The sequence below is a fragment of the Actinoallomurus acaciae genome, from assembly GCF_042429965.1.
Lineage (GTDB): Bacteria > Actinomycetota > Actinomycetes > Streptosporangiales > Streptosporangiaceae > Actinoallomurus > Actinoallomurus acaciae.
Genome location: NZ_JBHLZP010000286.1, coordinates 1 through 10,615, shown reverse-complemented (window position 1 = coordinate 10,615; position 10,615 = coordinate 1). Strand labels below are relative to the sequence as shown.

Sequence of the window (10,615 nt, the reverse complement as noted above, 5' to 3'; positions counted from 1 at the left end):
CGCGCGCAGCACGCCCGGCTGCCCGAGGCCCGGCGCGGTCAGCCGGCCGTGCAGCGCGGCCCGGCCGGCGAGGAACCGTCACCTCGCCGAGCACGAGCGTCACCAGGCCGAGGACCGACGCCTTGGCGGCCAGCAGCAGCGGACGGTCCGGCACAGCGGGATGACAGCGGTGACGCCTGCCCCCGGCGGACGCCGCCGACATCGTGGCCCTTCGTCTTCAGCGCGATCGACGGTGGCCCCTGGGCGACGGCCGCCCGGCGTTCGGATACCGGTTGCCGGAGCATACCCGGCCGCGGTGGTGGCCTCTACCGTCGCCGCCGCACAGAGACGGAGCCGTCGCCGCCTAGGCGACCGGGCCGGTACGTGTCCGATGATGGTGACGCCCGCTGCCACCTCGCAAGGGCAGCACCCATCCACCACCTGCTGCCGCCCTCGGCGGCGGACGAACGCGAATGACGTCCTGCGCGGTCGCAGGCCTCCGGCCTGCGGAGGCGCGGACCCTACGCCTGCGATGCGGACCTTCCCACGGGGCTGAATCCTGATTCGCCGGTACGGCGTCTCAAGGCCGCCACCTTTACGTTGTAGATCATTCTGTCCGGCAGTCCGACGCGAGTGACCTCCGGCTCTCCGATCCGGCGCGCGAGACACACAGCAGCGCGACGAGGTGGTCGATCGGCAAGGCACGCGAGTCGGCACCTCCCTCTCCCCTACGGCTGGCCGAAGAACGACGGAAACAGTCCTACAACGCCATACGCGCGATCGCCCGACCAGACGGCGCATCTCGGTCATGTGACGCGTCGATACGGAATCCCGTGAGAGCCACCAGCGGCAGACGGCGAGCGTAAAGGGCCGAGGCGCACCTTCCCGGCGGCCGCAAAGCCTGCGACGCCTGCCCGCCGACGACGAGCCGATGATCGAGACGCACAGTCCGTCGATCAGCGCCCCTGGACGTCACCGCGTCCACGACCGGGCGCGGCAGTCGGCCCCTTCCGCAGCGGCCGACGCCGCACGCGATCACGCCACGGCGAGAGTCGTCAGGAGACCGTCACACCACCCACGTTGCGCTTGCCGCGGCGCACGACCAAGAAGCGGCCGTGGAGCAGGTCCGACGGGGACGGGACGGCCGCCTCGTCGGTCACCTTGACGTTGTTGACGTACGCACCGCCCTGGGAGATCGTGCGGCGCGCCTCCGACTTGCTGGACACCAGTTTCGTCTCCGTCAGCAGGTCCACCACCGACGGCAGGGGAGCCGACACCTCGGCCGACGGAACCGACGCCAGGGCGCTCTCCAGGGTTCGCTCGTCCAGCTCCCCCAGCTCCCCCTGGCCGAACAGCGCCCGTGAGGCGGCGATCACCTTCACCGTCTCGTCCTCGCCGTGGACGAGTGTCGTGAGCTCCTCCGCCAGGGCGCGCTGGGCCAAACGGGCGGCGGGGCGGTCGCCGGTCGCCTTCTCCAGCTCCTCGATCTCCTCGCGGCCGCGGAAGCTGAAGAACTTCAGGAACCGTACGACGTCGCGGTCATCGGCGCCCAGCCAGAACTGGTAGAAGGCGTACGGCGTCGTCAGCGACGGATCCAGCCAGTACGTCTCCCCGCCCGCCGTCTTGCCGAACTTCGTGCCGTCCGCGCGGGTCACCAGCGGTGTCGTCAGCGCGTGGGCCGTGCCGCCCTCCGCCCGGCGGATGAGGTCGACGCCGGAGGCGAGGTTGCCCCACTGGTCGCTGCCGCCGGTCTGGAGCCGGCAGCCGTAGCGGCGGTACAGCTCCAGGTAGTCCAGCGACTGCAGCAGCATGTAGCTGAACTCGGTGTAGCTCAGCCCCGTGGTCTCCAGGCGGTTGCGGACCATGTCACGGGCCAGCATGCGGTTCACCGGGAAGTGCTTGCCGACGTCGCGCAGGAACTCGATGGCCGACATCGAGCCGGTCCAGTCGAGGTTGCTGACGATCAAGCCCTGGTCGTCACTGAGCGACAGGAACCGCGAGACCTGTTCGCGAATCCGTTCGAGCCAGCCCGCCACGACGTCCTCGGAGTTGAGCGTCCGCTCGGCGCTCTTGCCCGACGGGTCGCCGATCAGGCCCGTCGCGCCGCCGACCAGGCCGATCGTGCGGTGCCCGGCGAGCTGGAAACGCCGCAGGGTCAGGAGCTGGACCAGGTTGCCGACGTGCAGCGACGGCGCGGTCGGGTCGAACCCGCAATAGAGCGTGACCGGCCCCGCGGCGAGCATGGCTCGCAGTTCGTCCAGATCGGTGGACTGCGCGATCAGGCCGCGCCACGCGAGGTCATCCAGGATGTCGGTCACGTTCTCCCTCGTCTCGTCACAAGCGTCTCGTCGTAAAGCATGCCGGTAGTGCCGAGGACAAAAATAATGGTTTTCAGCCCTGATCTATCACCGTACGACGCCGTGGCGTGTGAAGGCGGTACGCGGAGACGCTCGGGTCGCCGTCGATCCAGAACCGCCACGGCACGTCCTTGGCGCTGCTGACTCCCGTGCGCGGGCCCGTACGGAAGGACGATGCGGGTCCGCCGGCCGACACCCGCAGCGGGCTCGCCGGGTCGCAGACGTCGGTGCCGGACAGTTCGCGGTCGATGGCCAGGGCCTCGCACAGCCGGGCCGGCCCGCGGGCGAGGTCGCGCGGCGACGAGCGCGGACGTCGGGCGACGGCGAGCTCACGCCCCTCGACGACCTCGCCGGCCCGCAGCAGCACGGCCGCCGCCGTGCCCTCGCCCAGGCAGACCAGGTTGACGCAGAAGTGCATGCCGTAGGTGAAGTAGACGTACGCGTGGCCGGGCGGGCCGAACATCACCGCGTTGCGTTTCGTCGGGCCCCGGTAGGCGTGCGAGGCCGGGTCGCGCGGGCCGGCGTACGCCTCGACCTCGGTCAGCCGGGCCGAGACGGCCCCCTCGGCCGTGGTGCGGGTGAGCACGCAGCCGAGGAGGCCGGGCGCGACCTCCTCCGCCCGGCGGTCGAAGAACGAACGCGGCAGCACTGCGGCCATCAGGAGTCGCCGGTCGCCCAGGACGCGTGGGAGTCGGCGAGCGAACGCAGCGCGGCCAGTTGCTGGGTCACCCGCTCGGGTGAGGTGCCGCCGTACGCCTTGCGGGCGGCGAGGGCCCCCTGCACCGAGAACACGTCGCGTACGTCGGGGGTCAGGTGCGGCGACACCTTGGCCAGCTCCTCGTCGGTGAGGTCGCCGAAGTCCTTGTCGTTGACCTGGCACCAGACCACGAGGTGACCGACGACCTCGTGCGCGTCGCGGAACGGCACGCCCTTGCGGACCAGCAGCTCGGCCAGGTCGGTGGCGAGGGCGAATCCCTGGGGCGCCAGCGACTCCAGCCGCGCGGTGTTGACGCGCATCGTGGCGATGAGCCCGGACACGGCCGGCAGGACCAGGAGCAGCGTCTCGACCGCGTCGAAGATGCCCTCCTTGTCCTCCTGCAGGTCACGGTTGTAGGTCAGCGGCAGGCCCTTGAGCGTCGTGAGCAGCGCGGTGAGGTGGCCGATGAGACGGCCGGACTTGCCGCGCGCGAGCTCCGCGACGTCCGGGTTCTTCTTCTGCGGCATGATCGAGGAGCCGGTGGCGTAGGTGTCGTCCATCTCGATCCACCGGAACTCCTGCGACGCCCACAGCACCACCTCCTCGCCCAGCCGCGACAGGTGCACGCCGATCAGCGCGGCGGCGGCCAGGAACTCCACGGCGAAGTCGCGGTCGCTGACCGCGTCCATGGAGTTGGGCGCGGCCGCGTCGAAGCCGAGCTCGTCGGCGACCGTCTCGGGGTCGAGCGGCAGGGAGGACCCGGCGAGCGCGCCGGAGCCGAGCGGGCTGACGGCGGCGCGCTTGTCCCAGTCGCGCAGCCGGTCGACGTCGCGGGCGAACCCCTGGACGTGGGCCAGCAGCTGGTGGGAGAACAGCACCGGCTGCGCGTGCTGCAGGTGCGTCATGCCGGGCGCGGCCACACCCATGTTCTGCTCGGCCTGCGCGATGAGCGCGGTCTCCAGCTCGACGAGCCGGGACACGATCTGGCGTACGTGGTCGCGCAGGTAGAGCCGCAGGTCGGTGGCGACCTGGTCGTTGCGGCTGCGGCCGGCGCGCAGCTTTCCGCCGAGGGTTCCCAGCCGTTCGAGCAGGCCGCGTTCGAGGGCGGTGTGCACATCCTCGTCGGCCACGGCGGGCCGGAACTCGCCGGAACGGCAGGCGGTCTCCAGGTCCTCGAGCGCGCCCAGCATGCGGGACAGCTCGTCGTCGGTGAGCAGGCCCGCGCGGTTCAGGACCCGCGCGTGGGCTCGCGAACCGAGCAGGTCGTACGGCGCGAGGCGCCAGTCGAACTGCACGCTCACCGACAGCCGGGCGAGGGCCTCCGACGGCCCTCCCTCGAACCGTCCGCCCCACAGCCTGGTCGGCGTCCTGCGGTGTTGCTCATCGGTCACGCTGGTTCTTCTCTCACGAATCGACGACGACATGGAGTGTTCTCCGCTACCACTGCAATATCACGGCCGGGCGCGTTCAGCCGACCTCACGGTCACGCTTCGCGACCGCGGCACAAACTGAGAAAGGGGCTCTTGACCTGCCCCTAGGCTCGTCGTTCCACGCTCTCCGGGGCCGGATGCGCGCCGGCGGCGCGGCCCGCCGGCACGTGCGGCAGGTCGTCCATCGGGTCCCAGGGCGGCGGAGGCTGCCGGCCGGTGCCGGTCTCACGCGACGGCTCGGCGCGGCGTTCGGTCAGGGCCAGGAACGAGGAGGCGAGTTCGGCGCCGCCCGACGGGTCGCGGGAGATGACCAGGATCGTGTCGTCTCCGGCGACCGTGCCGAGCACGGACGACCAGTCGGCGTGGTCGATGGCCGAGGCGAGCAACTGCGCGGCGCCCGGAGGCGTACGCACGATCACGAGGTTGGCGGAGGCCTCCGCGGACACGAGGAGCTCCTGCGCGAGCCGGGCCAGCCGGCCGGTGAACGTCTCGCCTCCCCGCGACCGCGCCCGGCGGATGCGCTCGCCGCCCTCACCGGGCACGGTGTAGATCAGCGAACCGTCCGGGGCGCGCAGCTTGACCACGCCGATGTCGACGAGGTCGCGCGAGAGGGTCGCCTGGGTCACGTCGACTCCCTCGTCGGCGAGCAGCTTGGCCAGCTCGCTCTGGGAGTGCACGGCGTTGCGGCCCAGCAGCTCGACGATGCGCGACTGCCGCGCGGTCTTGGTCAGGGGCGTGGTCATGCGGCCTCCGCCCCGCCCCGCGCGCACACTCCCCAGGCCCCCGGATCCGCGCCCGAGGTGCCACGCCTGCCGATTCGCTCGCTCCGCTCGATCATGTCTTCCTCAAGATATCCGGCAACGCCGCCGTGAAGGAGGCGACTTCGCCGGATGTGATGATCAGAGGCGGAGCCACCCGGATGACGTCGGGCTTGACGGCGTTGACCAGGAAGCCGGCATCGCGGGCGGCCGCCTCGACGTCGGCCGACTTCGGCTCGGACAGCACGAGGGCGCGCCACAGGCCCGCGCCGCGGACGCGGGCCAGGAGCGGGTGGCCGGCCGCCGCGATGCCGTCGGCGAGCTGCTCGCCGACGGCGGTGACGTGGTCGAGCAGGCCTTCCTTGTCGATCGTGTCGAGGACGGCGAGGGCCGCGGCGCAGGCGATCGGGTTGCCGCCGAACGTCGAGCCGTGGTCGCCCTTGCCGAAGGCGGTGCCGTAGTCGCCGAAGCCGACGCACGCGCCGATCGGCAGGCCGCCGCCCAGGCCCTTGGCCAGGGTGATCACGTCGGGCCGGATGCCCTCCCGCTGGTGCTGGAACCACACGCCGGTGCGGCCGATGCCGCTCTGGATCTCGTCGATGACCAGGGCCGCGCCGGCCTCGTCGCAGATCTGCCGCGCGGCGGCGAGGTAGCCCTCCGGGGCCGGAACGATGCCGCCCTCGCCCTGGGTGGGCTCGAGGAACACCGCGGCGCACTCGCCGGTCACGGCCTCGCGCAGCGCGTCGACGGAGCCGTACGTCACGAAGCGGACGTCGGCGCCGAACGGCCCGAACGGCTCACGGATCGACGCCTTGCCGGTCAGCGCGAGCGCGCCCATCGTACGGCCGTGGAACCCGCCGTCCGCGGCGACGACGTACGTCCGGTCCGGACCCGCGTGCCGGCGGACCAGCTTGTAGGCGGCCTCGTTGGCCTCGGCGCCGGAGTTGGTGAAGAACACCCGCCCGTCGCCGCCGAGCAGCCCGAGGAGGCGTTCGGCGAGGCGGACGCCGGGCTCGTGCACGAAGAGGTTCGAGGTGTGCGCGAGCGTGCCGGCCTGCGCCGAGACGGCCTCGACCAGCGCCGGATGCGCGTGCCCGAGCGCGGACACGGCGATGCCGCCGATGAGGTCGAGATAGGCGTTGCCGTCGACGTCCCAGACGCGGCAGCCCTCGCCGCGGGCGAGCGCGACCGGCGGCACCCCGTAGTTGGGCATCATCGCCGTCTCGAAGCGGTTGCGCAGATCGGTACCGAGCCCTCCTTCGCCGGAGGAGAGACCAGGCGCGCCGTGTCCACCGATTCGCTCACTTCGTTCGCTCATTCCGGCACCACCATCGTCCCGATCCCTTCGTCGGTGAAGATCTCCAAAAGCAGTGAGTGCGCCATGCGGCCGTCGAGGACGTGTGCCTGGGGCACGCCGCCGCGTACGGCGCGCAGGCACGCCTCCATCTTGGGCACCATGCCCGCGGACAGGTCGGGCAGCATCTTCTCCAACTGGGTGGCGGTCAGCCGGGCGATCACGTCGCCCGGGTCGCCGGAGGGCGGCCAGTCGGCGTACAGGCCGTCGACGTCGGTGAGCACGATGAGCTTGGTCGCCTGCAGGGCCACCGCCAGCGCGCCGGCCGCGGTGTCGGCGTTGACGTTGTAGACCTCGCCGTCGTCGCCGCGCGCGATGCTGGAGATGACCGGGATGCGGCCGTCGTCGAGGAGGCTGCGCACGGCGCCGGCGTCGACCTGGACGATCTCGCCGACCTGGCCGATGTCGACCGGCTTTCCGTCGACGATCGCGGGCTTGCGCTCGGCGGTGAACAGCCGTGCGTCCTCCCCCGACATGCCGACGCCGAACGCGCCGTGCTGGTTGAGCATGCCGACGACGTCGCGGCTGACCTGGCCGACCAGCACCATGCGGACGACGTCCATGGTCTCGGGGGTGGTGACGCGCAGTCCCGCCTTGAAGCTGGACTCGATGCCGAGACGGTCGAGGTGGGCGTTGATCTGCGGGCCGCCGCCGTGCACGACGACCGGGCGCAGCCCGGCATAGCGCAGGAAGGCGACGTCCTGGGCGAAGGCCGGCCGCAGTGCCTCGTCGGTCATGGCGTGACCGCCGTACTTGATCACGACGGTCCTGCCGTGGAACTCCTGCAGCCACGGCAACGCCTCGATGAGCGTCGTCGCCTTGCGCAGCGCCTCGGCGGCGTCGCGGGTCGGGGGGATGGAGATCATGAGGAGTACGCGGAGTTCTCGTGGACGTAGTCGGCGGTCAGATCGGTCGTGTGGATCGTCGCGCTGTGGGTGCCGGCGCTGAGGTCGACGGTGATCGTGACGTCGCGGGGACGCATGTCCACCTTGGCGCGGTCGTCGCCGAACGAGCCGTTGCGGCACACCCAGACCCCGTTGATCGCGACGTTGAGCCGGTCGGACTCGAAGACCGCCTCGGTCGTGCCGACCGCGGACAGGACGCGGCCCCAGTTGGGGTCCTCGCCGTGGATCGCGCACTTGAGCAGGTTGCTGCGGGCGACCGCGCGGCCGGCCACGACGGCGTCGTGGTCGTTGGCGGCGCCGACGACCTCGATGGCGATCGCCTTCGTGGCGCCCTCGGCGTCGATCAAAAGCTGGCGGGCCAGGTCGGCGCACACGTCGGTGACCGTCGCGGTCAGCTCCGCCTCGTCGGCGCGGACGCCGCTGGCGCCGCTGGCGAGCAGGAGCACCGTGTCGTTGGTGGACATGCAGCCGTCGGCGTCGAGCCGGTCGAAGGTGAGCCCGGTGGCGTGCCGCAGCACCCGGTCGAGGGTCAAGGGGTCCGCCTCGGCGTCGGTGGTGATGACGCAGAGCATCGTGGCGAGCGCCGGGGCGAGCATGCCCGCGCCCTTGGCCATGCCGCCGACCGTGTAGCCGCCGGCGGCCCGCCGGAAGGCGATCTTGGGGACGGTGCCGGTGGTGCGGATGGCCTCGGCCGCGCCGAGCCCGCCGTCGCGGGACAGCTCCGCCGCCGCCGCGGCCACGCCCGGCAGCAGCCGGTCCATCGGCAGCCGCTCGCCGATCAGGCCGGTGGAACAGACCGCGATCTCGGCGGCCGAGTCGCCGAGGACGTCGGCGGCCTTCTCGGCGGTCTGATGGGTGTCCTGGAAACCGTCGGTGCCGGTGCAGGCGTTGGCGCCGCCGGAGTTGAGCACGACCGCGTGCACCCGCCCGCCGCGCAGGACCTGCTCGGACCACAGCACCGGCGCGGCCTTGACCCGGTTGCGGGTGAACACTCCGGCCGCGGCGCGGGACGGGCCGTCGTTGACGACCAACGCGAGATCGCGCTGGCCGCCGTCTTTGAGGCCGGCGACGACGCCGGCGGCGCGGAAGCCGAGTGGGGCGGTGACGCTCACGGGTTCTCCTTGTTCGCTTCTCCGCCCACGAGGCCGTTCCTCGCCCCGGCGGAACTCGCCGATACCTCGCGCGCGACGCTCACGAGGCCCGTCCTCGCCGCAGCAGAACTCACCGATGCCTCGCGTGCGACGTTCACGAGCACTCCTTGTTCACTTCTCCGCCCACGAGGCCCGACCTCGCCACAACGGAACCCACCGATGCCTCGCGTGCGACGTTCACGGTGCGACTCCGACCGTGGTGAGGCCGAGGTCCTCGGGCAGCCCGAGGGCGAGGTTGGCGCTCTGGACGGCACCGCCGGCGGTGCCCTTGGTCAGGTTGTCGATGGCGGCCACCGCGATGATCCGCCCGGCCCGCTCGTCGAGTGCGACCTGCACCGCGGCGACGTTGGCGCCGAGCGTCATGGCGGTGGAGGGCCACTCGCCCTCGGGCAGCAGCCGGACGAAGGGCTCGTCGGCGTAGGCGCGGTCGTACGCCTCGCGCAGCCCGGCCGCGGTCAGCCCCGGCGCGGCCTTGGCCGTGCAGGTGGCGAGGATGCCGCGGCTCATCGGCGCGAGGGTCGGCGTGAAGGACACCGTGACCGGCGCTCCGGCCACGGCGGACAGCTGCTGTGCGATCTCGGGCGTGTGCCGGTGGACGCCGCCCACGGCGTACGCGCTCATCGCGCCCATGACCTCGCTGCCGAGCAGGTGCGGCTTGGCCGAACGGCCGGCGCCGGAGGTGCCGGAGGCGGCGACGACGACGGCGTCGGGCTCGGCGACGCCCGCGGCGTACGCCGGGAACAGCGCGAGAATGGACACGGTCGGATAGCAGCCGGGCACGGCGATGCGCCGGGTGGAGCGCAGGCGCTCGCGGGCGCCGGGCAGCTCGGGCAGGCCGTAGGGCCAGGTGCCGGCGTGCGGGGTGCCGTAGAAACGCTCCCACTCGCCCGCGTCATCGAGCCGGAAGTCGGCGCCGCAGTCGACCACGAGCACGTCGTCGCCGAGCGTGGCGGCGATCGCTCCGGACTGCCCGTGCGGCAGGGCGAGGAAGACGACGTCGTGCCCGGCGAGGGTCTCGGCGGTCGTCTCCTCCAGCACCCGGTCGGCGAGCGGATGCAGGTGCGGATGGTGTGTCCCGAGCCGGGTGCCCGCGCTGGACCCGGCGGTCAGCGCGCCGATCGCGAACCCGGGATGACCGGCCAGGACGCGCAGCAGCTCGCCGCCCGCGTATCCGCTCGCTCCGGCGAGCGCAGCACGCGCACCCATACGTCTCGTCTCCACTCTCGAGGCAATGGTGAAAGTATGCATTGAGATGCATCATCATGCAAGACTGATCTTCGCGGAACGTGACCGAACGGGACGACCTTCAGGCCGATGACCTGCGGATACGCGCTCCATCGGCCGAAGACGGCCACTTCGGCCGAGCCCCTGGACCACGCCCCGTGACGTCAGAGCCGGGCGAGGCGCGCGCCGATGGTACGCGCGGCGGCGACCACGTCCTGGCGGATCCGCACGGCGCCGGTGGAACCGGTGAGATCCGCGTAGACGACCTTGACGACCACGTTGCTCGACCGCAGCCAGACCGTGGACGAGCGCCCGGAGTCGATGCCGTCGGTCTCGTCGAAGGCGAACGCGGCGTCGGCGACGCCCGGGACGTCGGTCACGCCGGACCGGGTGCTGTTGATCTTGTCGGCACCGTGTGCGGAGATCTGGGACTGCTGTCTCTTGTCCGCGAAGTACGCCTCGGCCAGGCCCGGCGCGGTCAGCGCGTCTCGCGGGGTGAAGTGCTGGAGCCACAGCTCGAGTGAGCCCTCGCCGAAACCATCGCCCCAGTGGCAGCCCTGCGTCTCGGCGGTGGGCGTCCTGCCGGCACCGAGACGGGTCGCCTCCGCGGAGGTGAGCAGCTCGCAAGGCCGGGGCATGGTCGCGAACCGGCCGCGCTGCGGGTCGGCCGGCGCCGGCGAGCGCGCGGGCGGAGAGTCGGCGTCGTCGTCCTTCCCGGCGAGCGCGATCCCGGCCGGTACGGCGACCGCGCAGGCCAGTG

9 protein-coding genes and 1 pseudogene are annotated in these 10,615 nt (G+C 72.1%); all 10 read right to left on the bottom strand.

The window, feature by feature from the left end:
* Positions 1–1,034: 1,034 nt before the first annotated feature.
* Positions 1,035–2,297, bottom strand: a complete 1,263-nt coding sequence (gene tyrS / locus ACFFNX_RS30620; RefSeq protein ID WP_378209346.1) for a tyrosine--tRNA ligase — start codon at positions 2,295–2,297, stop codon at positions 1,035–1,037.
* Between the two features lie 73 nt (positions 2,298–2,370).
* The gene (locus tag ACFFNX_RS30615; protein ID WP_378209345.1) at positions 2,371–2,994 is read right to left on the bottom strand and encodes a DNA-3-methyladenine glycosylase; all 624 of its coding nucleotides are present in this window, start codon (positions 2,992–2,994) and stop codon (positions 2,371–2,373) included.
* Positions 2,994–4,424: an argininosuccinate lyase gene (argH, locus tag ACFFNX_RS30610; RefSeq protein ID WP_378209344.1), complete on the bottom strand. Its 1,431-nt coding sequence runs from the start codon at positions 4,422–4,424 to the stop codon at positions 2,994–2,996. The genes ACFFNX_RS30615 and argH overlap by 1 nt, the downstream gene beginning before the upstream one ends.
* 281 nt (positions 4,425–4,705) lie before the next feature.
* Positions 4,706–5,206 (bottom strand): annotated as a pseudogene (locus tag ACFFNX_RS30605) (arginine repressor); the annotation flags it as partial.
* 91 nt (positions 5,207–5,297) lie between these two features.
* Positions 5,298–6,539: an acetylornithine transaminase gene (locus tag ACFFNX_RS30600; RefSeq protein WP_378209343.1), complete on the bottom strand. Its 1,242-nt coding sequence runs from the start codon at positions 6,537–6,539 to the stop codon at positions 5,298–5,300.
* Entirely contained in the window at positions 6,536–7,441 is a 906-nt protein-coding gene (argB, locus tag ACFFNX_RS30595) for an acetylglutamate kinase (RefSeq protein ID WP_378209342.1), read from the bottom strand. The genes ACFFNX_RS30600 and argB overlap by 4 nt, the downstream gene beginning before the upstream one ends.
* Positions 7,438–8,592, bottom strand: coding sequence for a bifunctional glutamate N-acetyltransferase/amino-acid acetyltransferase ArgJ (gene argJ, locus ACFFNX_RS30590; RefSeq protein ID WP_378209341.1), 1,155 nt, complete (start codon positions 8,590–8,592; stop codon positions 7,438–7,440). The genes argB and argJ overlap by 4 nt, the downstream gene beginning before the upstream one ends.
* Positions 8,589–8,729, bottom strand: a complete 141-nt coding sequence (locus ACFFNX_RS30585) for a hypothetical protein (RefSeq protein ID WP_378209340.1) — start codon at positions 8,727–8,729, stop codon at positions 8,589–8,591. The genes argJ and ACFFNX_RS30585 overlap by 4 nt, the downstream gene beginning before the upstream one ends.
* Positions 8,730–8,808: 79 nt before the next feature.
* Positions 8,809–9,837, bottom strand: a complete 1,029-nt coding sequence (gene argC / locus ACFFNX_RS30580; protein ID WP_378209339.1) for an N-acetyl-gamma-glutamyl-phosphate reductase — start codon at positions 9,835–9,837, stop codon at positions 8,809–8,811.
* 182 nt (positions 9,838–10,019) lie between these two features.
* A partial coding sequence (locus ACFFNX_RS30575; protein ID WP_378209338.1) for a hypothetical protein occupies positions 10,020–10,615 on the bottom strand: 596 nt, incomplete at its 5' end.

Excerpts from the sequence above, each read along its gene's own strand:
- ACFFNX_RS30615 (WP_378209345.1), bottom strand. The coding sequence starts at position 2,994 with ATGGCCGCAGTGCTGCCGCGTTCGTTCTTCGACCGCCGGGCGGAGGAG.
- ACFFNX_RS30600 (WP_378209343.1), bottom strand. The coding sequence starts at position 6,539 with ATGAGCGAACGAAGTGAGCGAATCGGTGGACACGGCGCGCCTGGTCTC.
- argB (WP_378209342.1), bottom strand. The coding sequence starts at position 7,441 with ATGATCTCCATCCCCCCGACCCGCGACGCCGCCGAGGCGCTGCGCAAG.
- argC (WP_378209339.1), bottom strand. The coding sequence starts at position 9,837 with ATGGGTGCGCGTGCTGCGCTCGCCGGAGCGAGCGGATACGCGGGCGGC.